Here is a 25,441-nt window from a genome sequence, read left to right as displayed (position 1 = left end):
TTATTATTTCCCGCTTAATGCCTCACTTCCCCATGTTATCATCACTCAATTTTTGATACCCACTTTGCAATATCATCGATAATGGCTTTGGAGACATTAGATGGCTCAGCGTACTCTTGACCAATCGAAAGTCCATCATAGCTGGATAACAAATGATTTACTTTTGGATAGCTATTGTACGTTACATTGGAATGGCCTTGAAGAGCCGTTTTCCAGTTTTGAAATTGATTCATAGACACTTGCACATCATTTTCACCTTGTATAATAAGCATGGGGGTATTTTGTGTTTTAGCCAGTTCCGCAGGCACATAATCTCTCTGCTCAAACCACCAATACGCAGGTTGAAGTGGAAATGCCTCAGGAAGATAATCTACAGAATAGTTAGGATCTTTCACGATTGCAGCAACATTTTTATAAAAACCAGCTTGTCCTTCAATGATCTCCGTGTCTAAACCAAGCTGCTTCATCCGGTCAACCAACTCATCCTGCTGCTCGGTAAGAACATCTACAAAGCTGCTGCTTGGTGCAGCAAGTAGAATACTTCCTGCAATATCATGTTGTTTATCCTCAGCCATGATTAACGGTAATGCAAACCCGCCTTGACTATGTCCAGCCACAAAAATCGCTGTAGAATCAATATGTGTATTCTTTTTAAGTAAGTCTACTGCATCGGTTACCTGATCTACGCTTTCTTGTTTTAATGTAAATTTAGGCTGTGATGCAACCTTATAGGTATGCTCATATGTGACCTTATCGTATCTTAATACAGCAACGCCTTGCGAAGCTAAACCTACTGCAAGATCGCGAAATGGCTTTGCACCACCTATGGCAGCATCCTGATTGCTAGGCCCGGATCCGTGTACCAGAATGACAACTGGGAAAGGTCCCTCTCCCTTGGGCAAAGTTAGCGTCCCTGGTAAAGCTAACTCACCCTGCCCAACCGTAATATCTTGTTCAGTATAAGCAGATGGGTCATCGTAGCTTGGTTTCTGATAAACATCTGGAGTAGCGGCGGCAATATACAAGTCATCCACAAGTCCGTTATGATTCATTCTGACCGTAATATTTAAACTGGTAAGCTCTGTTTTAAAAGTATAGGTGACATTGCGATGTACTGAGTTATTTTTTCACGTGTTTAGCTATGGCTTTACTTGTGATTTTTCCATTTTGTCCTTCTAAAGCTCCCCATAGCTGACTCAATAGTGTGGGTGACAACACTCCACTCACAGAGGAATGAACATACTTCGCAGCCTCCTTGCCATCGCCTTCACTTATAAGTGAAATGAATATGTCCTCAGGTGCTGCCTTCAGTGCCTCGGTAAGAAATCCCCCTTCCATAAAGGTAACTCCTTTCGTTAACTGAACAGGATGGTCTAAGGGTAAGACTTGCCCATTCACAATGGCCTGTTTCTCTCCTATCTTAACTACAATAGTAAGCTCATTTTTTCGTATTGTGATTTGTCCTGTTTTTTGTTGCCAAGATACTTCTGCCCCATTCTTTTCTGCAATCTCACGAATAGGAACTAGATTTTCACTACCAGCGGGTTCTTCAGCAGCTGCTGAGATGGATGTCACTGGCAGGATAAGGCATACGAAAGTAAGAGAACATAATAGCTTTTTCCAATTGTTCATCGTAATAACTCCTCCTAATCATTTTTATGATATGCATAGATCTATGAGCATTTATTGGCTCAGAACTCTGCTTATAACAACAATAGCAATGATAAGTAACAACAGGACCCAAGATAGTGGATGAGCGAAGTTAATGGTCCAGCCTATTCCATAACGTTTTTCTACGGTAAAAGATGGATCATTGGAATTGTAGTAAATAAAACCCAGCTTCCAATAATCATCATCATTCAGGGGTTGCTCCTTAGAGCGTTCGTGATCCTCTTGACGATTACGAATTTCCCCACCGCCTTGTCTGCCTGTGAGAGCCAGCCATATTGCGCCTAACACGATCACCACAGGGACGATAAAGCTGATAGCAGTCAGCAAGACCAGATTGGGGACAAACATATTGATCTGAATGAAGGCAAATAAAATGGTAAGAAGTAAGCCTGTTATCAACGTAAATAGGGACCATTTACGGCGGAATTGAATATTTTCAGCAGCAAATTGGGCAGGATTAGTCATGGTAAGCTGTTGTTTGCTTGTTTTAATACTCCAGTTAACCAGCATCATAAGTGCAATTACTCCTAGCTGTACAAGATTAATAGCGAGTACTGAAAGGTAGGTTTTAGGCACACTGGAAGTGATATTGCCCTGAAAATCATATTTCATTGGAATGACGTTAGGTAGTGCATCATAATTCAGGGTCGAAATGATCCCAATGGCCACAATAATAGTGATGTGAATTAGAAACCAATAGTTGGAATACGTGAGCTTATTTTGGCGGAAGGTGGTATCAATTTTAATCCGTTGAGGTGCTTCTGCAGTTGGAAGTGTTTCCTTTATCTTTTTCATCTTGAAATGAAAAAATAGATGTAGTGCTACCCAGTAGACAATAAATATCATAGTGCAAACACCGGTGATTATTGCTGAAGATTCTTCATTAGCAGATCGGAGTAAATATAGACAGACAAGTATAAACATCGCGTTTCCAATCAGACTTACGGTAGCAAATGTTCTCCTTAGCTTACGTAAGATGGGTGTGTAGTAATTATATTCACTTACCGTAACCCCGAAGCTAATGGTTTCCCTTGTTAGATAAGGTGTAACGGATAGAAGTACGGCTAATGGAGCAAAAATTAAGATGACAGATAATATACTAAATAGTTGCATACATAACACACTCCCTTATTCGTTTATTCCTTGTTGTGCCCTATCTTTACATCATCATAGATTTGATCTAATACCGCAGACAATTCCTCTTTGGTCATTCCTCGACATATTGCTTCGGCAATAATCGGTCTTAATTCTCTTTGCTGCTTTTCCAAAAAATCATCCGTAAGACCAGGCATTCCATCAGGGTTTACGACAACTCCCTTTTGTCTATGAATTAATATGTATCCATCTTGCTTGAGTAGTGTATAAGCCTTATTGACCGTATGAAGGTTAACACCAATATCTGCTGCCATATTCCGAACCGAAGGTAGCGCCTCACCTAGCTGTAGCTCACCACTAGCAATGCCTTCGATAATTTGATGAACCAGTTGGGAATAAATAGGCAGATCAGATTGCATATCAAGTTGAATAATCAAGAGTTCACCTTCTTTTTTATCTGTTATATATCAAGTATAACAGATATAACATAAGTGAGCAATACGCATAGAAATAAAGCCGCATATTCAATCGAGAGGGCTGGCTTACCTGACCCTTCACTATTGATATGCGGCTTATCTTCATGAGCTTATCTTATGTGATTCGAGAGCAAACATTAGTGGTGGCACATGACCGTGTTGTATTTTACATTCTATTCAAAGTTCAGTCTTATCTTCGACAATCCGATAATGGATTCTGCGAACTATAATTTTCAGAATCATATATAGCGGAATAACGATAATCATACCCAATATGTTCCACAAATCAGCACCCACGAGCAACAGAATAACCGTTGTCAGCGGATGGATATCCAACTGCTTGCCATATACATAGGGAGATATCAGGTTATCCTGGATCTGCTGGGCGACAACGATAATAACCAGCGACCAGATGGCCATCGACGGAGATTCAATAAAGGCCACAATAACGACAGGTATCGCTGCCAATATTGCACCCACATAAGGAATAAAGTTCAAAATGATGGATGCAGCCGTCAGCAACAGCGCATATGGCAAACCAAGGATAAGAAAACCAATGTACATCAGGATCCCGAGTGCAACATTGACAATAACCCGCCCAACAATAAAATTGCTCAGCGCTTCATCCATTTCGTGAACGGTCTCTTCTCCATCCTTCCGATAACGTCTCGGCAAAAGCAAGGTGAGATTAGTGCCAAACTTGCTCCCCTCCTTAAGCATGTAATACAGCATAATTGGAAAGGTGGCCAAAATAATGACCAGATTGGATACAACCGAGAACAGGCCTGACAAATAATCACTTACCTGTGTAATTCCCTGTGTCAGAAATTCGGAAAATCTTGAAACAATATCCGAGTCCTCCGGCAAGTATTTGGACAGGAATCCGCTTCTCTCCAGTTCGTTCAGCTGATCACTAAGTGATGCTATCAAAGCTGGTGTATTTTCAATAAAGTTCCACAGTTGCTCGCGAAGTGACGGCCATATGAGCACGCTAAATCCGGCAATCAGCAGGGCAATCACAACATAAATAATTAGAACCGATAGGGCCCTTTTCAACCGGTGTCGTTCCATGAAATCAACGAGCGGCCTAAGCAAATAATAGAAAAAGCCCGCGATTAACAGCGGAATAATAATAATATGTATTAGTGAAGTTAACGGGCGGAAAATAAAATTCACCTTATCTCCCAAATACACAATGAGCAGCAGCAAAATAATGGCTGTGCAAATTCGGTAGAACTTGTTGTTTATCAAGAAATTGATCCCTCCATACACTACTCTGCCAGCACTGGGCTATAATCTGGTGCACCTTCTACAGTCACCTGATTATATGTACCCTTAAATGCAAGTATTGCCACATTGCATGTCAGTTAACGTGTGAAGGGCCTTTCACTTGCTTATGAAAAATAAGCAAAAAAAGAAGCAGGCGGTTAGCCTGCCACATCTCTTTTGCTGAATACAACCCACGATACAACCATAAAAATCACATAGTACACGGCCAGTACAGCAACCGAGAAGCCAAGGGTCATTCCTGCGTTCCCTCCGCCGAACAATCCGAGGTCCATTCCCGAATTCATATATCGGCTGAGATCCATGTTATTAAATAGTACATATTTGGCCCAGTCATAGCGAGCCGGATTAAAGATCAAGGCAAAGATACTCTGGGTAAACATGATAAACAGTGACAAACCAATCGCCAGTGCCCCCGAACGAAACACGGAGGAGACCATAAAGGCAATAGCCAGCGTAATAAACAGATCAACGTACAGGTATGCCCATAACGTAAAGGCATATGATGCCGAGGTTACACCTCCAGCTGCACTTCCATCATGGGAGAACAGAACATAGGACATTCCCGTTGCGAGCAAGAGAATGAGCACGGTACTGAGCAGACTGAAGCCCAGGACCGTAATGTATTTGGAAGCCAAAATTTTGCTGCGTGACCACGGACGAATAAGCAGCAGTTTAATTGTGCCCCATGTGAATTCACCGGCTACCGCTTCAGCCGCAATGACCACACAGAAGATGGTATTCAGGAAGAATACAATTTGAACCGTCGTTATTGCCGCTTCCCAGAAGTAAACATCCCCGCCTCCCATGCCTTCTCTCAGCAGCACCGGAAGCAGCAGCGAGATTAAAGCCAAAAACGAAAGCATAATCCAGGTACGGGGACGCCGGAAGATTTTCATATTTTCATTCAACAACAGATTCCCAAAGTTAGGCAATACCTCCGCCCCCAGTCACTTGTAAAAATTGATCTTCGAGTGTATGCGTCACGTTGCGGATACCGTAGACCTGTATGCCTTCACTTACCAATCTGGCGTTCAAGTCCGGGATCTGCTCACGCGATAGACGTACCACAAGCATGTTACCTTGGACCACAGCATCTTGAATCAGTTCCGAGGCGCGCTGTGTATCATTCACCTCAAAGGCAACTTCCGCGAGTGCATCTGCTCCAGCTTCAGCTTTGAGGTTTCTCACATCGATCAGCTTACCATTTTGGATAATGGCAACCGTATCACACATGAGCTCCATCTCTGACAACAAGTGGCTGGACACAAAGACCGTAATGCCTTCTTCACGGGTGAGCTGACGAAGATAATCCCGAAGCTCCCGAATCCCTTGCGGATCAAGACCGTTAGTTGGCTCATCCAGTACAAGCAGCTTCGGCTTATGTAATATGGCCTGGGCGACACCAAGACGCTGACGCATGCCCAGAGAATAGGTTTTCACCTTGTCATGAATACGGGCGGTAAGCCCCACACGCTCAATGGTTTCCGCGATGCGTTCTTGGGTAATCCCTGGTGACATGCGGGCAAAATGGACGAGATTCTGATATCCGGTGAGAAATTTGTACATCTCCGGATTCTCTACAATGGCACCTACCTGGGCCACTGCCTGCTCAAATTCATTTTTGATACTATGTCCCGAGATGAAAATATCTCCCTTACTAATGGACATTAGTCCGACCATCATTCGGATCGTTGTTGTTTTCCCGGCACCATTAGGCCCTAAAAAACCAAAAACCTGCCCCGGAGAAATATCCAGAGTCAGGTCGCTGACCAACGATCGGGAAGATATGATTTTACTGACGCCCTGAAGTCGGACGACCGGCTCCTGCTGCATGCAATTCCCTCCCTCATCGACAGGCTTATGAATCATGCCCGCCTCTCATATGAACATAGTGTATCATAATCTTTGGTATAATGTCCCGTAAACTGGGTGTTCTCCTTACGCTTCATATGGATCTGACACGCTCCACAGCATCCAAGCGGCATCTCACTCCGGTAAAATCCGGTGCGAAATACGTGATTGCCTCCATAGCCCTCTTCCTTTAATTCGACAGAGCCTCTACCAACCGACACAATCATCCCACAACTGACACAGTAAAAGCGGCTCGTTTCGATCACAGAAATTCCTTCCCCTCAACAAGGAGCTATGTTGTCCCTGTTATTTGTCGTTAGAAGCTGAATTTTGATACATTTTGTATCTATCTCGTAATTTACTTGACCCCGGGACTGTTGTCAAGCCCTTTCCGGGTTTAAAATAGGGTGGAACACAAAAAAAGCTCTATAAATGCGACAAAAGTCTCGCATTTATAGAGCTCAAATTAGGAACAACGATACAATATGATGCAAAGTATGGGTGTATATTAAACTACCTCCACACATTATGGGGATCACTCGTTGCTCTCACTTGAATGCTGTTCCTCGCCCTTGCCAGGGTAATACCAGAGCAGTGTCCACTCCTGTCCATTCTGCACGACATAACAGGTCTGTACAATGTCCAATTGCCCAAAAGTACTTCTGTACTTCATCGTTATTCCGATCTTGTACGCCTCGGGAAACGGTTTTACGCCATCCATCACCGTAACATCAAATTCCCGCTCCGCCTTTTCCATCTCAAACTCAAAGGTTTCCACTCCAAAATGCTGCATGAAGATATGAGCCCTGGACTGTAAATAAGCGCTTTTGGAGAAACGCTCTTTCATTAATGGGTGAAACAGTTCCCATGAGCTGCCGAAATCGCCCGCTTGTTCGAACTTGTAAAACTCTTCAACCACCGAAGCGGCATCGTCCGGCGCATCGGCACGAAAAAGATATGGGATGGTTCTGCCTATTAGCCATAGCAGCAACAGCACAAGTGCGATGAATCCGATCTTTTTGAACAAGGCATTACGATTGCGTCTTCGCAGCATGTTCGTCCCTCCTGTCCTACTCCATTCTTATGATGAATAGCAGGAAAGTAGAAGCTGGAGGGACAAGAGCATTTCCTGGGAAATCCCTCTATTCAAGATCAAATCTAGTTCTTTGAACTCCGTTTAAACATTTTTCTACCTAATGTATAGAATATAATCCCTAAACTTCCTCCAACAAAATCGACTCCTACATCTCGTATAGAGGCAGTACGATTAGGGCTGAACTGTTGGATATACTCGTCAATACAAGCAATTAGAATCACAACACATAATGCGATCAAAACAGCTGTTATAGTGCTTTGTTTCCTATATCGCAATGTTCCATAAACCAACGCGGCTAATACTGCATAGATAAACAAATGACCGCCTTTCCTGAAGATAAACTCTAGAAAGTCAAATGGTTTCTGTTGTAGTGAATATTGCTTCTCACCATAATTAATGGTTACATTAGGTAGAGTAAACCCTATCCTTACCTGATCAGACAACTTATGAAGTAATGGTTGGATAGTTTGTTGTTGGTATGACTGAGCTGACATTGACCATATTAGCAAAATCCATAAGGTAATGAATGCTATAGCACCTAGCAACAAAAGTGATCGGCGTATCCGCAATTTACTTTTTTTCTGAACATTTACAGAATTCCGCCGCATTTTTTAGCCTCCTCTTATATCAGTATTTTTGCGTACTTAATTACTATGTTTCTATGGCAGTTTTGGTTTGAATTGAAGGCATGGACTCTTTATTTTTGATCTCTTGAATACCCCCAACTACATATTTACCAAAGGGGATTCGATTAAACAGATATGCTACGATAACAGATCCGATTAAACTACCTATGAATAAAATAGCTACATAAGAGAACATGCCCATTTTGGGTATTGGGGGAATAAAAGTCATAATAAGTTTATGCAGCAAATAGATACTGAAAGAGTAGCTGCTTATATAATAGACCCAAGGTGGGACCTTATTTACTTTGTTGGAAACATAAAAAATCAGTCCAATGACACAGCAAGTGTATATGAGCATATCTGGTCGCTTAGACGTTGTTTTGCTAAAAATAAGATCATCAAGTAAAAAAACAAGCCCCAACGCTAATAAAGTTGAGCCGAATATCCAGAGTTGACGACGATGTATCCATTGAACAATATCATTGTAATTACGCCCAACATAATAACCAACTGTAAAATAAAATATCCAGCCTAGACATGGAATCCAATAACCACGTGCCCAAATGTAATCATGAAAAGGGATCACTGCTAGTGGCTGAGTAAGATTAAAGAATCCTAAGTACGCAATATTTATAACAAAGGAGATAACGAGTGCATTGAAAGGACGAATACGATTCAAAAATTTACTTAGAATCATATGAAGTATATAGAATTGAAATATGAGAAGGATGAACCAAGCTACAAAATCGCCCATAACAATATTTTTTACAGTTGCAACTATTAAAGAGCTCCAAGTAAAGGTATCTTTTGCTTCAATTACCGCGTAAGCCACCCCCATGAAACAATAAGGAATTAGAAGGTTTTTTACTCTTTTCATAAAGAAACCCGAGGGCACACCATCCTTATAGGCTTTCGCTAATAAAAATTCAGAAATAAATACATATGTTGGTGTGGCAAACAGCAAAAACAGGTGAAGAGTCTGAAGTGAGACTAATGCTGATCCTGATTGTGTTGAATAATAGTCAATTGAAGTTTCAATTGCATGAATTAACACAATAGCCAAGCATGATATACTTCGGAGCCAAAATATCTCGTTAACCAGCTTTTTATCCATATGCCATCTCCATACTTTATTTTTTAGCTACGTGTTGTTGTATTAAATCATGAGCTCTATCTCGTTCCTCCTGATCAATCAAGTAATAGTAAACTCCGTCGATTTTAGTACCCTTTCCTTCAAGCTCCACTGTTTCAATATGTTCCAGATCAGATCGGTAATCAAGAATAAGGCTTTTCATCTCATCAAACGTGAAATCGGTTTTTACATTATTACCAATCTCACTAATAATCGTTTGTATGTGTATAACATTTGATACTTGAAGAGTGGTCTTGATGAGACTTTCTAGCACCTGTCTTTGTCTGCTATTCCTCCCCAGATCTCCACGTGGGTCGTCGTAACGCATTCTTGTGTATCCAAGTGCTTCCCTACCATTCAACTTGATTAATCCTTCATCATAGTGATGGTCTTGATAGTCAAATGCGAATCGATTATTAACTTCCACACCGCCCATAATATCAACAAGCTGCTTAAAGCCCTCCATGTTTACCTTGATATAATAATCAATTGGTGAATCCAGGAATTTTTCCACAGTGTTTATGGCCATATTAACCCCACCGAAGGCATAAGCATGATTAATTTTATCCACTGTTCCATGACCTACGATTTCAGTCCTTGTATCTCGAGGAATATTAAACATAAGTACTGATTTTTTAGCAGGGTTAATGCTTAGGACAATGATTGTATCGGTACGGCCTGTGTCTGTGCTCCGCTCATCCACTCCCATCACCATAACTGTAAAAGGATCTTTAGCCTGGATATCAACTTCTTGTCCCCCCCTTGTATCCGTTACAATGTTTACTGGTTTAATTTTTGGATCAAGTGGTTCGTAAATGTTGTCTGCTGTTGATTTTACAGTGTAATATACAAAAGCACTGTAACCAACAATACCTACTATTACTAGAGATAATGCACTTAAAGTTAATTTGAGCCATAGCTTCATTACATATCCCCTTAGATATTTATGAGTAAAAAATTTCTGCTCGGAAATCACGAATACACCTTGTAATTACGTGATTTCCGAGCAGATTCATAGATTTTCAAACAATAAATGATTTAGTTAGCCAATGGAACTGTATCAGATACAATTTTAGTCAGATTTGGGCGTCCAACAGAGTAATACTCAAATGTAGAATTCATGATTTGCTCTGAACTGTACGAATTACGTCCATCAATCAATATAGATTGATTCATGACCCTCGCCAGATCGTTAAGATGAATTGACGAGAATTCTGACCACTCTGTTAAAAGGCATAAAGCATCGCATCCCACAGCTGCCTGCATTGCATTTTCAGCCCATTGAATCATTGATGCATCAGTAATTTCCCGTCTAAAGTTATCCATTGCAATCGGATCATATACCTGAACAGTTGCACCTAACTCAAGTAGCTTATTTATAATCTCAATGGCCGGAGAATCTCTTACGTCATCAGTATTGGGTTTAAAAGCAAGACCCCAGATTCCAATTCGACTCCCTTGTAAAGATCCTAGGGCTTCGTGCAACTTATCAATAATGTTCAAGCGCTGTTTCGTATTAACTTCGACAACCGATTGTAACAATTTAAAATCATACTCAACACTGTTGGCAATATGAATCAGTGCCTGTGTGTCTTTTGGAAAACAAGATCCGCCATAACCTATTCCAGCTTGTAAGAAAGAAGCACCTATGCGTTTGTCATATCCCATACCTTCAGCAACCCGGGTAACGTCAGCTCCAACCTTTTCACAAATATTAGCGATTTCATTAATAAAAGAAATCTTCGTGGATAAGAAGGCGTTTGATGCATATTTAATCATCTCTGCAGAACGAACATCCGTTAGAATAATATTCGATGTTAAGTCACTATGCAGTGCGGACAACTTCTCATAAGCATCTCTACTAGCAGAACCAATAACAATTCGGTCCGGGTTAAGAGTATCTTGAACGGCCGAGCCTTCTCTTAAAAATTCGGGCACTGAGGCTATAGCAAAAGGGAATTTGCTGTATCTGTTGACAATCTCACCCACCTGCTCGTTAGTTCCTACAGGTACTGTACTTTTGGTAACAATGATTTTGTAACCATTCATTGCAAGTGCAATGTCTTCAGCAGCTTGGTGGATGTATGCCAGATTTGCCTCACCAGCAGGAAGTGGAGGAGTACCAACTGCAATGATAATAATATCTGCTCGCTGCACCGCACTCGTTAAATCTGTTGTGAAGTGCAAACGTCCTGCAAGTTTATTTTTTGCAATAAGTTCTTCTAGCCCTGGCTCATAGATGGGGACTTCACCTTTGTTCAACATTTCAATTTTGCTTTCCAGTTTATCAACACAAACCACTTCATTCCCAAGTTCCGAGAAACAAACACCCGATACAAGTCCTACGTAACCTGTACCAATCACTGTTAATTTCATATTTCTCATCCTCCATCACCTTTTATTATTTATATAAAATATGTGAATCACGTTGTTATATGAAAAGATAAAAGATTTGTAACGAATTCAGAGATAACTTCCACTCCAGACTTCTTCATATCAAGAGGAAGGAAGTTACGCTGACGAGATTTGAGCATTCTATAATAAAATTTAGGGTCCTCCATATCTCTTAGCTCATTCCAAGAGATTGTGACCGTGTTCGTAACCAGCCTGGCAGCATCAATGGTTTTGCGATCCTCTGGCATTTTCTCTCTCTCGAGTAATATCAAAGGTTTGTGTGAAACAATCGCTTCACTAACGGTGCTCCATCCAGGTTTTGATAGTACAATGTCTGAGGCAGCAACAAAGTTTTGTGTCTCTGTATAGTCCCTATCAATATTGAAGATATTAGGTCCAGAAATACCCATGTTGGAGGAAACAATAAAAATAAAGTTCTCATTTTTCAGTAATTTCATATTGGGGAGGTCTGTAAGTTCGATACCCATACCCAGCCCAAAAAATACTATCGTTTTATTATGGAAAGGGTCGAGTTGTGCTCGAATACGCTTTTCTTCGATAGGATCTACACTACGGCAGTAAAAATCTACTGAGATTTCCCCACATCTTCCCCAAGCAGGCTCAGAATTCCCACCAGGTAACCTTACAAAGTAATCCATGCAACGATAGCAGCTCTCCAAAAAATGTATGAGTTCAGAGTTAAGCGCTTCTTCATATGCTGTGTACCAAGTAAAATTGGATATACCGACTGAAACTATTTTCAGTTGCGATGCAGCCAATAGTGGAGCGGGTGAGATATCGGATAATACCATATCAAATTGTTTGGAAACTAAAAAATCCCTTTCCCCAGAAACCATATCGGAAAAGGAACACTGAAGATATTCATATCTTTCTTGAAATAAATCTAAAGACAAATCCATACTTCCTGCTTCGTGAACATATCCCAAATCAAGAGAAAGTTCTCTGTAATCTATCCGATGATCACAAGGTAACGAATCTTGAATAAAAGTCAAAGCTTTTCCTGAACAGATTGTTAAGTGACCTATACCATACTTAGGCAGCATCAATTCCCTGATCAGAGCTATACTTCTTGTTGCATGACCATAACCATAATCAGAAATGTAAAAAATCAACTTTGGCTTGGATCTCATCCTAGATCTTCACACAATGTTGTTCAATTTCTTCCCAATCGGTATAAAGTTCAACTGAATCGTTCTCCATAATTACAGGCCCGGATTGAACAGCAATAAATTCAACATCAGTTATCGCTTTGAGTCCATGCATGGTCATGACTGGTATATGCATAACATTACCTGCCTTAATGCTCATTCGGTTACCATTGTGTATAAATTCAGCTGACCCTTTAACAATTGTCCATACTTCCTGACTACTACGATTAAGACAATAACTTAAGTTTTTTCCCGCAAGCACATGCAGTCGTTTGGTCACCACCTGATTACCATCTTCATATTGCTGTATGTCCAGCGTCTTGCACCAGCCCCAATGACGTTCTTCATATTTGGGAACATTATTAAAAGTAATCGTATCTTTTATTCTGGGGCTTGCACTTTTATCGGTTACTAAAATCCCGTCTGGGCTCGTTGCTACTACAAGATCCGAGACTCCTAAAACTACAACAGGAATATCCAATTCGTTAATCAAATGAGTATTTGTGCAGTCTTCACTAATAATGCCCTTTCCGATCTGTCCAGATCCCATCTCCTCTGTGAGTGTGTTCCAGGTGCCTAGATCCTTCCAATACCCCTCATATGGGACCACAATTATTTCACGTTCCTTCTCCAGTATCTCGTAATCAAAACTGATTTTAGGCAAGTTACCATATTGTTTGAGAAGTTCATCATATTGAATTGGCAGGCCGTTTTTTTGCAAATGATTGATAATATAGTCTAGTTTAAAAGCGAATACACCACAGTTCCAAAGTGCCCCATTGTTGATTAATAGATCTGCCTCATCCTCTGTAGGTTTTTCCTGGAAGCTTAGAACCTGCATCATATTCAATCCGCTTAGAGGTTGATTGGCTGTTTCAGGAATGATATAGCCATATTTCGAGGATGGATATGTAGGCTTCACACCAATAAGCCCAATATAAGCACCTGAAGAATTAATTGCCTCCTCCAACTGCTTTACTACTTCAAAGAAATGGTCCTCGACATAAGGATCAACAGGAAGAATAGCTACTACTTCATTGAGCCCTACACTCTGTACGGAATATAGGTAGGTTGCTGCAAGAGCAATAGCCGGAAATGTATCCCTTCGCTCTGGTTCCACTATCAAAGGTATATCTGTACCTACCTGGGTCTGCATCATTTCGATTTGGGATTTGCCTGTTGCAATATAGCTGTCAGCACCCAAACCATTTAATTCAAGTTGATGCCACACACGTTGGACCATTGACACCATTTGCATGTTATCATTTTGAAGTACTCGCAAAAACTGTTTTGAGCGCGCATCATTGGATAATGGCCAAAGCCGTTTACCAGATCCACCTGACAACAGCACAACCTTCATTTGCCATTCCCCCTTAGGTTTTATAACTTTGCAGTCTATTCAGATGCAGCATATTCTCTCTTCTCAACCATCCTGTGGTCTGTTGCTTTCGATGCAAGTCTGCTAAGTAATACCCTGTATTTCTCCATAGATACATCTCTTTTAAGATGTTTCTCTAGGTAAACCCTTCCTTCCATACCCATACTTTTAAGAACTTCACGATTTAACATGTACAGATCTTTCACATGCTTTACAAACATGTCATAGCTCTGTGGTTCCGTTAATCGCCCACACTTACTCTCCCCTATAATTCGGTAAGCCTCACTTCCTTGCTCAAGTACTCCCAAAACAGGTTTCCCGGCAGCCATTACACCATAAATTTTGCTGGGGACAGAAACACCCTTAATCCCTTTTTGGTTGACCACCAGATGAACATCTGCCGCGTTTAGGGAATACCTCAGGTTTTCCTTGGGCTGAAAAGGAAGAAAATATACTTGAGTAATGCCATGCTGTTCAACATAATCTTGCATTTGTCGCTTTACAGCACCCTCGCCTATAAATACAAAGGCAAGATCACGATAGCCGGCAAATCTTCCTGTCATTTTAATCAAATTTTCCAAGTCGTAATACAGTCCAAGATTTCCTGAATACATAATTATGAATTTACCTTCCAGATCATGTTCTTTCAAAAATGCCTCAACCTTTGGGTGGTCTTTGGAAAGTGGTATGATCTCTTGTTCGTCTGTCCAGTTATGAATCACTGAATTATCAGTTACTTTTCTGTAATGAAATCTACGTTCCAACGTTTCTCTCATATCTTCACCGACTGTCACTACATGATCTGCTAACTTACAACTGAGCGTATCAATCCATCTAGCTGTATTCGCTATCCATCTCTTTTTACTATATCCGACTGCTTCTGCTTGTTCAGGATTGAAGTCTTGTATATTGTAGATGTGCTTGGTCTTTTTTAATATTTTCCCTATTGTCCCAATGACACCACCTAATACAGGTGGCTGAGAGATCGTATATATGAGATCCACGTTTTTTTGTTTGAGCAATGCGATAGTAGCCCAGATGAAATAAGTCGAAATATACTTAATCCTGCTTATTTTATCCTCTTTATTTACTTCGGGAAGATTGATTTTTATAATTTTGATTTGCTCTAAATGATCTAAGACGAAACGACCTTGCTTCTCCAGAGCCCCCCCAGTATTCCCTTGTGCAGCAATTACTGTGATATCAAAATCATTTTGAAGGTATAAACATAACTCCGTCATAATCTGTCCTGTTGAAACTACATCTGGGTAAAAGTAATTGATGACAAATACTATTTTTGGCTTCATCTTATCTGATCATCTCACTTTCCAACCGATCAAACGGTATCGTAGTTACCCCCAAATGCTGAGAGAAACGTTGCTTTATAAACACTGCAGGATAGCCTGCATGTATTTCATTGGCGGGAATATCCTTTATTACAGTGCTTCTTGCACCTGCAATGGCCATTTCATTTATCGTTACACCAGGGTAAACAAAAACATCACTTGCAATCCAAGCGCCGTCTTTGATTACAATTGGTTTCGTAATTAAACCAAACGTGGGATCATTCAACTGGTGACTTCCAGTACAAAGATACGTATTCTGTGAAACCACACAGTGATTTCCTACTGTGACACTATCCAAACTATAGAACTCCACATTATCTCCAATCCAACTGTGATCTCCAATCTTCACTTTCCACGGGTAAGTAAACTTGGCAGACGATCTGATCTTGACTCCCTTCCCAAGTTCAGCTCCGAACAGAGTTAATAACCATTTGCGCCATCCATACATCTGATGAAGAGAAAAGCGAAATATAGAACCCTGTACTAGCCACCATAACAATACAATGACTCCATTTCTTCCGCGCGAATATCCCGTCTGATCATATAAATCCAGTCTAATTTTATTTTCCATGTCAATTTCCTCACAATGCAGCTTTTTTGATTGCTGTTTCAACCGAGCGTGCATAAGAGTTTGGATGTAATTTGCGCCATAAACTAAGATCCTGGGACCGTTGAGACTGGATGTAGTCCTTATGATTCATCACCCACTGAAATGCCTCAGTCATGTTTCGCTGATCCAACGGATCTATCACCAAACCATTTTTTTTATCAACGATAATGTCCTTTGTGGCACCAGCATACTTGGATGCTAACACAAAAGTATTTGTTGCTAACGCTTCATTAACAACAAGCCCCCATACCTCAATTAGTGAAGGGAAAATCAGACAATCTGCCTGTGCCAAATAGGAGCCAAGTTGATCCTTTTGCTTATAACCTTCAAATAAAACACGTTCGGATAACCCATACTCTTCCACTTTCTTCCTCAGAATGGATTCGTCCGTTCCGCTTCCTACAATTTTAAACACCCAGTTCTCGGAATCCACTTCACGTAAGGCCTCTAATACTTGAAGCAATCCTTTGCGTTCGATTAACTGCCCGATATATAGGAATTGCATTTTGCCGGCATTCCCAATCAGTTCATTTTTGCTGTTTTTGTAATATTGTCGGTAATACTTTACATCAACTGTGTTATAACCAATTATAATTTTTTCGGGATCCACCCCATAATGTTCCATGCACTTTGCGGATTCAGTTCCGTACGATACAAATGCATCAGCTTTGCCAAAAAAGAATCGCCTAATCGCGTTAAATATTTTATTTTGGACTCTGCTGCTGTGAAGCGTGCTGCCGTACCAAACAACGAATTTTTTTCGAAAAAGCTTTGCATATACCATACCAGTCCAATATCCAGGTGCTTCATACCCCGTTGTCATAACTACGTCAGGATTAAACCGAATCAATCTCCAAAATAACCCTGGATTCAGATGCACTCCCATATCAAGTTTTTGCAAAAAAATATGGAACCCGCGCAATTGTTCATAGGCGAATTCCATTTCGGAGTAATCTATATTCCATTCTCGGTTTGACTCCTTTTCCTGCAGAAACCATACAGTTAAATCAACGGAAGCACTCTGATTAACTTTGTTATAAACAGGAATTCGATAAGGTGCTATCTGATTAGTAATCAATAACGTCCTAAGCATGTATTCTCTCCTCTTAAAGAGTAGTTGTTCTCAACGCTTTCTCTGAGCTGATCAGCATTTGTATATCATTCTTGGGCTGAGCATAAAGAGAACCGTGCACCATAATAAGTGTTCCGAGACCCATATACAGATATTTCTGATCCACATAAGTCCAACTAACCATCAAACTTATAAATGACATTATCACAAGGGATAGCGAGAGTGAGTAATTAATGTCCACAGACTTGTTAAGCAAGAAGCCAACATAGGATTTGCACACCATTAATAAAACAATAATTAACATGAACCCTAACAGTATCCCGTTTTCGGCAACAACTTCCAAAAACAGATTATGAGGATACTCCCTAAGTGTACCCATCCCTGCACCCGTTAGAGGTTTTTCATAAAAAATTCTTTCAGCCTGATCATACAGATTCAACCGCACAGCCGAAGACTCTGATTCAGCAGTATTCGTGATGCGATCCGTTAAAAATTCCGTATATTTTTGTACCACACTCAGATTGAGCAGCGCAATAAGGATTCCGCCAAGTATAAGAACTAGCTTAAGATTGACCTTCTTAAGTCCCCTTACCATGAGAAACAAAGTGACTGCAATGGACAGAATAGGGCCTTTGGACGCACCAATAATTAAAATTGTTGCGCTTGTTAGTATTAAGATCAATGTTGCTGAGAACTTCATTTTTTTGGCTGAGAACAGCAAGATCACAATCAACAGCGTCGTAGCACCTAACATGGCTGTTGCAATAGGATGTACCCCGTGGTATTTGTACCTACCTACAGGAAATTTATTAGCTGCAAAATCAATAAGTATAAGCATTTGAACCACAAAACTGTTGAAAACAAAATATCTGTAGAATTTCGTAATATCATCTTTATTTTTTATAAAAGACCGAAGTATATATATCATGCCAATTCCCATGACAGTGAACTTCATAAACTTTACTAATCCCGCCATCGGTTCAGGAGTGTATAGAAGGCTAAAACTCATAACTACAAGAACCAGATAAACGATTACATCATATTTCATAAGATTTAGCTTCTCTTTTTTTATCAACATATTATAAGCAACCATTACGTACAGAATCACATATATTAAAAGTGTGATATCTAATATTCCGCCACCTTCGCCTTTTTTGTAGAAAAAACCTAGCGGAGCCATAGTGGCAACAAAGAGCTGTAAATTGATGTTTCTTAAGTAGGTGGGCATGCAAAATTCCCCTTTTGTTCAGTGTCTTTCATTGAACCAAGGATGGCTTATCATTTGGCAACATCATCGTATATCATTTTGTTTTTTCTTATTTGTAAATTCTTGCGAATACGTACTAACCAAGGCGTAGGAAGAGCCATAATGATCCACTTCTTGACTTGATTTTTGAAGGTCTTACCTTGAGGGACGAAATCATGCCATTCTGTCAACTTAAGATAACTGTAGTACTCTTCTTTAAACGGATGTATGTTCGTATACTGCCAGGGCTTCGATGAAGTTGTGTAATGGATAATTGCTGGATTCTTAATTGCCTCCTCCCATTCTTCTTGAATGAAAGATGATTCATCCAACTTCATACTAAAGAATTTGGTTTGTTGGTTCCACTTGGGAACTATCGGTAACCATTTATCGTAAAGTACAGAGTTAAATCCATCTTGGTCATGCAGTGCTGTTTTATGAGAGTTACTCAAAAGAAACTCCATGACTTTTTCCGAGATATTGTTTTCTCTCCAAGTTTTAAGATTTAGCAGCATTACACCCGAATTAAATGTTCGGGAACCTCTTGGGATACCAAGTTGATCGTATCGGTCAAATTCAGGGTTTTCCACGGCAGCAAGATAGAAATCAGATATATCGATGTTCCACAGATTAGAAATGTCTTCTTTTATCACAAGATCACAATCCAGGAAAATAACCTTATCCTCCGGAATAAGTTCAGGTATGGAAATTTTATAATATGCAGCATGACTCATGTGATTTTTGACAGACAAGTGCGCAAATTTTTTGGCGTCGATATCCAAAAAAATGCATTCTGATTGGTATTTCTCAAAAATCCGTTTCAGCTTCTTATGATTTTCCGGCTTTAGTCCGTTGCTGATCAGGTAAGTTTTTAACAGTTGATTTGATTTTTTATTCTCAAACATTGAAGTCAGTGTGACCCCCAGATGTTGAGCGTAATTATCATCTGTAACAATGACCGCGGTCATGTTATCCAATATCATCACTCCACTTCAGCTTGTTCCATTTATTCTAGCCATTCATTTTTTGCCTTAGTTTTCTTACTGTCGCCACGTTCAACAGTTCATTACGATAAGTCCTATTGAAAAGTAAGGACATAAACCAGAACGCTACACCCAGTGATAGCCCAACAAAGATATTACTTATATCCAATCCAAATTTTAATAATACAAGCATGACGAGCATAATAAATGAAGCAGCAATGTTGGGAAGGTATTGTATTTTAGGCATAGTGTAATTGAATACCTTCTTCAGGTAGTGCCTACATATCATAAAATCAATAATTGCACAAAGGGATGTTGATATTGCAGCACCTTCAATTCCGACCAAAGGTACCAGAGCGAGGTTGAAAACAATATTAGCAATGCCTGAGTAAGTAGAAGCAATAAAAGACAATCTGGCATGATCCATGGCAACCAGCACTTTACTATAAAGTTCCTGTATTGAGCGGAATATCGCACACACTGCCAATATGGCAAGCACCCACTTGCCTTCGGCAAATGTACTGTTAAATAATCTCATGATATCTTCAGAGTAGATCAAACTACCAAAGAATACGGGAATAGGAAATAACAAATACATATATACTTTTTTGTTTAAGTAATTTTTCAATTGGCCGAGTTTATTATTCGCTGCCCATTCACTGAAATAAGGAAAATACGCGGTTGCCAATGTTTTATTAACAATTAATATCCCGCTGGCAATCTGCCAAGCTAATTGATAGATTCCCACTAACTCTTTGGTAAGGAAGAAACCAATCATCCACACATCGATCCAGCTAAACGTTAAAGTGCGGACCTCCATAACAGCATTGTATTTCGTGAGAGAGTACAATTGACCAAATGCGTGCTTGGAAGGTCGTTCAAGCTTCACCTTTTTAAGAGCTATTAACGAATAAATGGATGCGACCGTTTCTCCCACAATAATTGCCGTAAATAATACACGAATATCTCCAATCCATATCAGAACGATCATTGAGAATACACGTGGCACAACTTCTTTAATAAACATGATCCTTGAATATGCAACAATATTTTTTTGGGCTTTAATCAAAATTGAAAGTAAATTACCAAAATTAGCAATGACGATGCAAAACATCAAGTAATATGCGGCATTCTCTACACCAATATAACTGTTCAGAAACGATCGAAATATAAATGTTGTCAATAACGAAATGATTAACAAACCCGCATTTATTAATATCGTGACTGTGATGATTTGACCTTCATCCTTGCGAATTTCACTAATTCTCTTCTCCATAGCGTAGAATAGTCCCAATTTGCAAGTGAATTGTCCAATACCATAGATAGAGAAAAACAATGTGTAGATACCTAAAAAATGTGCCCCATAATATTTAGCGATATAGAAAGAAAATAAAATAGCAACTATTTTAATGGAGACATTACTTCCAAATAAGTGTAGTACACCTTTGCCCATAAGCGCCTATATGCTAACCATCTCTTTATATTGGGACAATCGTTTCATATCAGCATCTACCATCATATGAACAAGCTGCTCGAAATCTACTTCCAGGTCCCAGCCGAGTACTTGCTTTGCTTTTGAACAATCACCCAGTAAGAGATCAACCTCAGCTGGCCTAACAAATTTCTCGTCGAGAACAACATAGTTCTTCCAATCTAAACCTACATATTCAAAAGCCACCTTAACCAGTTCCTCAACGGTATGTGTCTCTCCAGTCGAGATAACGAAGTCATCGGGCTGATCCTGCTGTAACATTAACCACATCGCCTTAACGTAGTCTCCTGCAAAACCCCAGTCACGCTTCGCGTCCAGATTTCCCAACCTTAATTCTGTAGCTAATCCTAGCTTAATACGCGCTACTCCATCTGTTACTTTCCTAGTAACAAACTCAATACCCCGACGAGGAGATTCATGATTAAACAATATCCCAGAACATGCGAACATATCATAACTTTCACGATAGTTAACGGTAATCCAATGCCCGTAAACTTTGGCTACGCCATAGGGACTACGTGGGTAAAATGGGGTTGTTTCCTTCTGCGGAGTCTCAACGACACGACCAAACATCTCACTACTTGAAGCCTGATAGAACTTAGCGGATGGTTTAACTAAACGTACTGCCTCAAGCATGTTGGTTACCGATAGAGCAGTAATCTGTCCCGTAGCCAACGGCTGTGGCCAAGATGCTGCAACAAAGGACTGTGCAGCCAGGTTATAGACCTCATCAGGGTCACTCAACCGAACGGCTTCAATTAAAGAGGCCAGGTCAGTCAGATCGCCAGACACCCACTCAATCTGATCCTTTATATGCTCTACATTCTCAAAGTTCGGTGTACTTGTTCTTCTGCGCATCCCATATACTTTGTAACCTTTGCTTAGTAACAGCTCGGCAAGATACGATCCATCCTGACCTGTAACCCCGGTAATTAAAGCTTTTTTCATCTAGAACTCCTCCACCCGTTTTAATAGTTTTATCTTTTTACAAGCGAGTCACTAACATATGCGTCGTAAATGGAACGAATACCCTCTTCTAAATCAACACGAGCGGACCAACCCAATCTTTTGATTTTAGTCACATCGACCAGTTTTCGCGGCGTGCCGTCTGGTTTGGATGTATCGAATACAATTTCCCCCTCGTAACCAACAATAGAGCGAATTAACAGGGCCAGATCTTTAATCGATATATCCTTACCTACACCAACATTAATGATTTCACTTTCTTCGTACTGATTCATTAAAAAGATGCAGGCATCTGCCAAATCATCCGCATGAAGAAATTCACGTAAAGGAGAACCGCTCCCCCAAACCTCAACTGTAGGTAAGGAATGGATTTTCGCCTCATGAAATTTCCGCAGTAAGGCGGGTAACACATGGGAAGTATTCAAGTCGAAATTGTCATTAGGGCCATACATATTCGTTGGCATCACAGAAATGAATCGTGTACCGTACTGCCGATTATAGGACTGGCACATTGTGATTCCGGCTATCTTTGCAACAGCGTAAGCTTTATTGGTTGGTTCAAGTTCTCCTGTTAGCAAGTATTCTTCCTTTAAAGGCTGAGGGGCCATCTTTGGATAAATACACGTAGATCCAAGAAAGAGTAATTTCTCAGCGCCATAACGATAAGAAGCATCAATTACATTTGTTTGAATTAGCAGGTTATCTCTAATAAAGTCAGCCGGGTAATCATTATTTGCAACTATTCCGCCAACTTTGGCAGCTGCTAGAAAAACAAAATCAGGCTGTTCTGATGCAAAAAACTCATCAACAGCCTGATGATCACGCAAATCCAACTCCGAACTTGTACGCGTTAATATGGCTGTATAGCCATGTTCACGCAGTACACGTTCGATTGCAGAACCGACAAGTCCTCTATGACCAGCAATATATATTTTTTTATGCTTCTCCATAAAATTACCTCTCATTCGAATTGTGTTTCGAGCAAACTTTCGCGATAGTTTTCTATCGTAAGCCTAAGTCCATGATCCAAATTAACCTCCGGCTCCCATCCAAGCAATTCTTTCGCCTTATCAATTACGGGTCGTCTTACTTTGGGATCATCTTCAGGTAGTGGGGAGAATGTTACGTTACTGTTGGATTGAGTTAAATCTTTAATCAGGTGTGCTAACTCCAAAATGGTATATTCTTTAGGATTTCCAATATTCACAATCTCACCGTTAGCTTTTTCTGAAGCCATAAGCAACTGCAGCCCTCTAATATTGTCATCGACATAACAAAAGGAACGCGTTTGAGATCCATCTCCATAAACTGTAATATCTTCTCCAGTCAGTGCCTGTGTAACAAAGTTGGAAATGACTCTTCCATCATCATTACGTAGGCCTGCAGAATATGTGTTGAATATGCGTGCGACCTTCACTTTAACTTGTTGTTTAGTGAAGTATTCGTAACATATTACTTCTCCTAGACGCTTGGCTTCATCATAACAAGCTCTCGGTCCCCAAGTATTTACGCTTCCCTTGTAGGTTTCAGGCTGGGGGTGTACTTCAGGATCACCATATGCCTCACTCGTACTAGCATATACGAGTTTAGCTCCCTTTTTACGAGCAAGTTCCAATAAATTATAAGTACCTTGCGTGTTTACCCAAATCGTTCCAAAAGCATCTGCCTGATAAAATTTTGGTGAAGCTGGCGACGCAAGATGATACACCTCATCCACAGTTTGCTGGTCCAAGACTTCTAATGAACTAGCCTGAGTTACATCGTCTTTATAGAATTGAAAAAGAGGGTTGTTTATTACCTCCCTCAAATTCTGAGAAACACCCGTAGATAAATTATCTATACCTGTTACCCGATGTCCTTGTTGAATGAGCGATTTAACCAAATGCGAGCCAAGAAAACCGGCTGCTCCTGTAACTACAATATGTTTCAATGAAATCACACTCCAAATGGATTTGAGGCTAGCTAAAATGTATTGCTTTTCACCATCACGGCAACTGTTTTAAGTAAAATTTTAATATCCATTAGGATTGAGACATTTGAAATATAGTGAAAATCATACTGTAAATTGTGATGTATAGGATCCTTTCTTACATCGCTAACTTGCCACAATCCAGTGATCCCCGGCTTAACCAAAAATCTTCTTCTTTCCAGGTCAGTATAACTCTCTTCTACAATCCTTTTTTGTTCAGGTCTTGGGCCCACGAAGCTCATATCACCTTTGATGATGTTAAGGAGCTGTGGTAATTCGTCCAAGCTTGTTTTACGCAAAATTCGACCTAATCTTGTAACTCGAGGGTCATTGTTCGTAGTTGGTGAGACACTGTACTTTGGCGCATCTACACGCATTGTTCTGAATTTGTAGATACAAAACTTGACTCCATCTTTCCCATAACGTTCTTGCTTAAATATGATAGGACCTTTAGAATCAAGTTTAATTAATAGTGCAACAATTATCATGACTGGTGAAGTAACCAGAAGTAACAGAGCAGCTACAAAATAATCGATAAATGGTTTTATAAATCCTGAGTAGCTGCTGACTTGTGGCGTATACGTATCCTCAACTAGAACAGCCGACCCCTCTTGGACTACAGCTTCATTGGTTCTGACGTATTCCGGCCCCGAAAGATTCACTGGCTATCCCCTCCTGCAACAAGCACTTGGTTCATTTTTTCCCGCATCAAGATTTCCTCAATCGCTGTTAATACTGGAGCACGAAGTTCTGCATTTTTCAAAGCAAAATCTAGAGTAGTCAAAATGTATCCAAGTTTCTCACCTACATCAAAACGTTCTCCCTCAAAATCATATGCATAGATTCCTTCATCACAGTTCAGCATTTGTAAAGCATCCGTCAGTTGTATTTCTCCACCAGCCCCCACACTTTGCTCTTCCAAGTACTCAAATACTTTAGGAGTCAAAATGTAACGACCCATGATTGCCAAATTGGAAGGTGCATAACCAAGTGGTGGTTTTTCCACTAAACTGTTCACGGAAGAAAAACGCCCTTCGGTATGCAATGGATCAATAATGCCATACCGATAAGTCTCGCTTGGACTCACGGTCTTCACACCAAGTACTGACTGATTCACCGCTTCGTATTGATCGATTAGCTGCTTGGTGCACGGAACATCAGACACAACAATATCGTCACCAAGCAATACAGCAAATGGCTCGTTGCCTATAAAGTTACGTGCACACCAAACTGCATGCCCTAAACCAAGCGCTTCCTTCTGCCTTATGTAATGAATATCAACGTTGGAAGATTTACGAACCTCCTCAAGTAAGCCAAGCTTCCCTTTTTCCAAAAGATTATGTTCCAATTCAAACGCACTATCAAAATGATCCTCAATAGCGCGTTTTCCTTTCCCTGTTACAATGATGATGTCTTCTATTCCGGAGGCAACTGCTTCCTCTACAATGTATTGAATGGTCGGCTTATCCACGATAGGGAGCATCTCTTTTGGCATTGCTTTTGTAGCGGGTAAAAATCGGGTCCCCAAACCTGCTGCGGGAATGATTGCTTTCCTCACTCTAGTCATAAATACCACCCT

The 25,441-nt window shown here is 40.3% G+C and carries 26 protein-coding genes; all 26 read right to left on the bottom strand.

Going from position 1 to position 25,441, the window contains the following annotated elements:
* Positions 1–41 precede the first annotated feature (41 nt).
* The gene (locus tag MH144_RS20500) at positions 42–1,052 is read right to left on the bottom strand and encodes an alpha/beta hydrolase family protein (RefSeq protein ID WP_239303723.1); all 1,011 of its coding nucleotides are present in this window, start codon (positions 1,050–1,052) and stop codon (positions 42–44) included.
* 67 nt (positions 1,053–1,119) lie between these two features.
* Positions 1,120–1,632: a copper amine oxidase N-terminal domain-containing protein gene (locus tag MH144_RS20495; RefSeq protein ID WP_239303721.1), complete on the bottom strand. Its 513-nt coding sequence runs from the start codon at positions 1,630–1,632 to the stop codon at positions 1,120–1,122.
* 51 nt (positions 1,633–1,683) lie between these two features.
* The gene (locus MH144_RS20490) at positions 1,684–2,784 is read right to left on the bottom strand and encodes a DUF1648 domain-containing protein (RefSeq protein WP_239303719.1); all 1,101 of its coding nucleotides are present in this window, start codon (positions 2,782–2,784) and stop codon (positions 1,684–1,686) included.
* Positions 2,785–2,807: 23 nt separating this feature from the next.
* Positions 2,808–3,203 carry a GntR family transcriptional regulator gene (locus MH144_RS20485; RefSeq protein WP_239303717.1) on the bottom strand — a complete coding sequence of 132 codons (396 nt, stop codon included), beginning with the start codon at positions 3,201–3,203 and terminating at the stop codon, positions 2,808–2,810.
* A 216-nt stretch (positions 3,204–3,419) separates the two neighbouring features.
* On the bottom strand, positions 3,420–4,493 hold the full coding sequence (locus tag MH144_RS20480; RefSeq protein ID WP_239303715.1) for an AI-2E family transporter: 1,074 nt from the start codon (positions 4,491–4,493) through the stop codon (positions 3,420–3,422).
* Positions 4,494–4,669: 176 nt separating this feature from the next.
* Entirely contained in the window at positions 4,670–5,464 is a 795-nt protein-coding gene (locus tag MH144_RS20475; RefSeq protein ID WP_095289004.1) for an ABC transporter permease, read from the bottom strand.
* On the bottom strand, positions 5,457–6,365 hold the full coding sequence (locus MH144_RS20470) for an ABC transporter ATP-binding protein (protein ID WP_239303713.1): 909 nt from the start codon (positions 6,363–6,365) through the stop codon (positions 5,457–5,459). The genes MH144_RS20475 and MH144_RS20470 overlap by 8 nt, the downstream gene beginning before the upstream one ends.
* Before the next feature lie 32 nt (positions 6,366–6,397).
* Positions 6,398–6,649: a hypothetical protein gene (locus tag MH144_RS20465; protein WP_127538137.1), complete on the bottom strand. Its 252-nt coding sequence runs from the start codon at positions 6,647–6,649 to the stop codon at positions 6,398–6,400.
* A gap of 269 nt (positions 6,650–6,918) precedes the next feature.
* Entirely contained in the window at positions 6,919–7,437 is a 519-nt protein-coding gene (locus MH144_RS20460; RefSeq protein WP_239303711.1) for a hypothetical protein, read from the bottom strand.
* 104 nt (positions 7,438–7,541) lie between these two features.
* The gene (locus tag MH144_RS20455) at positions 7,542–8,087 is read right to left on the bottom strand and encodes a VanZ family protein (protein WP_239303709.1); all 546 of its coding nucleotides are present in this window, start codon (positions 8,085–8,087) and stop codon (positions 7,542–7,544) included.
* A 43-nt stretch (positions 8,088–8,130) separates the two neighbouring features.
* Complete coding sequence (locus tag MH144_RS20450) at positions 8,131–9,219, bottom strand: acyltransferase family protein (RefSeq protein WP_239303707.1); 1,089 nt, start codon at positions 9,217–9,219, stop codon at positions 8,131–8,133.
* Positions 9,220–9,235: 16 nt separating this feature from the next.
* The gene (locus MH144_RS20445; RefSeq protein WP_239303705.1) at positions 9,236–10,162 is read right to left on the bottom strand and encodes an LCP family glycopolymer transferase; all 927 of its coding nucleotides are present in this window, start codon (positions 10,160–10,162) and stop codon (positions 9,236–9,238) included.
* Between the two features lie 113 nt (positions 10,163–10,275).
* Positions 10,276–11,613 (bottom strand): UDP-glucose dehydrogenase family protein, encoded by a 1,338-nt coding sequence (locus tag MH144_RS20440; protein WP_239303703.1) that lies wholly within the window; start codon positions 11,611–11,613, stop codon positions 10,276–10,278.
* Positions 11,614–11,660: 47 nt separating this feature from the next.
* Positions 11,661–12,782: a hypothetical protein gene (locus MH144_RS20435; protein ID WP_239303701.1), complete on the bottom strand. Its 1,122-nt coding sequence runs from the start codon at positions 12,780–12,782 to the stop codon at positions 11,661–11,663.
* 1 nt (position 12,783) lies between these two features.
* Positions 12,784–14,160 (bottom strand): sugar phosphate nucleotidyltransferase, encoded by a 1,377-nt coding sequence (locus MH144_RS20430; protein ID WP_239303699.1) that lies wholly within the window; start codon positions 14,158–14,160, stop codon positions 12,784–12,786.
* 35 nt (positions 14,161–14,195) lie between these two features.
* Positions 14,196–15,485 (bottom strand): glycosyltransferase family 4 protein, encoded by a 1,290-nt coding sequence (locus MH144_RS20425; protein WP_239303697.1) that lies wholly within the window; start codon positions 15,483–15,485, stop codon positions 14,196–14,198.
* A gap of 1 nt (position 15,486) precedes the next feature.
* A complete protein-coding gene (locus MH144_RS20420; protein ID WP_239303695.1) occupies positions 15,487–16,095 on the bottom strand; it encodes a putative colanic acid biosynthesis acetyltransferase in 609 nt (202 codons plus the stop codon).
* A 10-nt stretch (positions 16,096–16,105) separates the two neighbouring features.
* A complete protein-coding gene (locus MH144_RS20415) occupies positions 16,106–17,227 on the bottom strand; it encodes a glycosyltransferase family 4 protein (RefSeq protein ID WP_239303693.1) in 1,122 nt (373 codons plus the stop codon).
* Between the two features lie 13 nt (positions 17,228–17,240).
* Positions 17,241–18,434, bottom strand: a complete 1,194-nt coding sequence (locus tag MH144_RS20410; RefSeq protein ID WP_239303691.1) for an O-antigen ligase family protein — start codon at positions 18,432–18,434, stop codon at positions 17,241–17,243.
* A 50-nt stretch (positions 18,435–18,484) separates the two neighbouring features.
* Complete coding sequence (locus MH144_RS20405; protein ID WP_239303690.1) at positions 18,485–19,420, bottom strand: glycosyltransferase family 8 protein; 936 nt, start codon at positions 19,418–19,420, stop codon at positions 18,485–18,487.
* Between the two features lie 43 nt (positions 19,421–19,463).
* Entirely contained in the window at positions 19,464–20,888 is a 1,425-nt protein-coding gene (locus MH144_RS20400; RefSeq protein ID WP_239303689.1) for an oligosaccharide flippase family protein, read from the bottom strand.
* Between the two features lie 6 nt (positions 20,889–20,894).
* Complete coding sequence (gene gmd / locus MH144_RS20395; RefSeq protein WP_221807157.1) at positions 20,895–21,875, bottom strand: GDP-mannose 4,6-dehydratase; 981 nt, start codon at positions 21,873–21,875, stop codon at positions 20,895–20,897.
* A 29-nt stretch (positions 21,876–21,904) separates the two neighbouring features.
* Entirely contained in the window at positions 21,905–22,843 is a 939-nt protein-coding gene (locus tag MH144_RS20390) for a GDP-L-fucose synthase family protein (protein ID WP_239303687.1), read from the bottom strand.
* Between the two features lie 11 nt (positions 22,844–22,854).
* Positions 22,855–23,823: a UDP-glucuronic acid decarboxylase family protein gene (locus tag MH144_RS20385; protein WP_239303685.1), complete on the bottom strand. Its 969-nt coding sequence runs from the start codon at positions 23,821–23,823 to the stop codon at positions 22,855–22,857.
* Between the two features lie 32 nt (positions 23,824–23,855).
* Entirely contained in the window at positions 23,856–24,524 is a 669-nt protein-coding gene (locus MH144_RS20380; protein WP_239303683.1) for a sugar transferase, read from the bottom strand.
* Positions 24,521–25,429 (bottom strand): UTP--glucose-1-phosphate uridylyltransferase GalU, encoded by a 909-nt coding sequence (gene galU, locus MH144_RS20375; RefSeq protein ID WP_239303681.1) that lies wholly within the window; start codon positions 25,427–25,429, stop codon positions 24,521–24,523. Before galU ends, MH144_RS20380 begins: the two co-directional genes overlap by 4 nt.
* Positions 25,430–25,441: the final 12 nt, after the last annotated feature.

Source organism: Paenibacillus sp. ACRRY (assembly GCF_022346995.1).
Classification (GTDB): Bacteria; Bacillota; Bacilli; order Paenibacillales; family Paenibacillaceae; genus Paenibacillus.
Note: the sequence above shows the minus strand (reverse complement) of the source record. Positions and strands in the feature narration are given on the sequence as shown.

Coding starts and splice junctions, on each gene's coding strand:
- MH144_RS20500 (WP_239303723.1), bottom strand. CDS start 1,052: ATGAATCATAACGGACTTGTGGATGACTTGTATATTGCCGCCGCTACT.
- MH144_RS20495 (WP_239303721.1), bottom strand. CDS start 1,632: ATGAACAATTGGAAAAAGCTATTATGTTCTCTTACTTTCGTATGCCTT.
- MH144_RS20490 (WP_239303719.1), bottom strand. CDS start 2,784: ATGCAACTATTTAGTATATTATCTGTCATCTTAATTTTTGCTCCATTA.
- MH144_RS20470 (WP_239303713.1), bottom strand. CDS start 6,365: ATGCAGCAGGAGCCGGTCGTCCGACTTCAGGGCGTCAGTAAAATCATA.
- MH144_RS20460 (WP_239303711.1), bottom strand. CDS start 7,437: ATGCTGCGAAGACGCAATCGTAATGCCTTGTTCAAAAAGATCGGATTC.
- MH144_RS20455 (WP_239303709.1), bottom strand. CDS start 8,087: ATGCGGCGGAATTCTGTAAATGTTCAGAAAAAAAGTAAATTGCGGATA.
- MH144_RS20450 (WP_239303707.1), bottom strand. CDS start 9,219: ATGGATAAAAAGCTGGTTAACGAGATATTTTGGCTCCGAAGTATATCA.
- MH144_RS20445 (WP_239303705.1), bottom strand. CDS start 10,162: ATGAAGCTATGGCTCAAATTAACTTTAAGTGCATTATCTCTAGTAATA.
- MH144_RS20440 (WP_239303703.1), bottom strand. CDS start 11,613: ATGAAATTAACAGTGATTGGTACAGGTTACGTAGGACTTGTATCGGGT.
- MH144_RS20435 (WP_239303701.1), bottom strand. CDS start 12,782: ATGAGATCCAAGCCAAAGTTGATTTTTTACATTTCTGATTATGGTTAT.
- MH144_RS20430 (WP_239303699.1), bottom strand. CDS start 14,160: ATGAAGGTTGTGCTGTTGTCAGGTGGATCTGGTAAACGGCTTTGGCCA.
- MH144_RS20425 (WP_239303697.1), bottom strand. CDS start 15,485: ATGAAGCCAAAAATAGTATTTGTCATCAATTACTTTTACCCAGATGTA.
- MH144_RS20420 (WP_239303695.1), bottom strand. CDS start 16,095: ATGGAAAATAAAATTAGACTGGATTTATATGATCAGACGGGATATTCG.
- MH144_RS20415 (WP_239303693.1), bottom strand. CDS start 17,227: ATGCTTAGGACGTTATTGATTACTAATCAGATAGCACCTTATCGAATT.
- MH144_RS20410 (WP_239303691.1), bottom strand. CDS start 18,434: ATGCCCACCTACTTAAGAAACATCAATTTACAGCTCTTTGTTGCCACT.
- MH144_RS20405 (WP_239303690.1), bottom strand. CDS start 19,420: ATGACCGCGGTCATTGTTACAGATGATAATTACGCTCAACATCTGGGG.
- MH144_RS20400 (WP_239303689.1), bottom strand. CDS start 20,888: ATGGGCAAAGGTGTACTACACTTATTTGGAAGTAATGTCTCCATTAAA.
- gmd (WP_221807157.1), bottom strand. CDS start 21,875: ATGAAAAAAGCTTTAATTACCGGGGTTACAGGTCAGGATGGATCGTAT.
- MH144_RS20390 (WP_239303687.1), bottom strand. CDS start 22,843: ATGGAGAAGCATAAAAAAATATATATTGCTGGTCATAGAGGACTTGTC.
- galU (WP_239303681.1), bottom strand. CDS start 25,429: ATGACTAGAGTGAGGAAAGCAATCATTCCCGCAGCAGGTTTGGGGACC.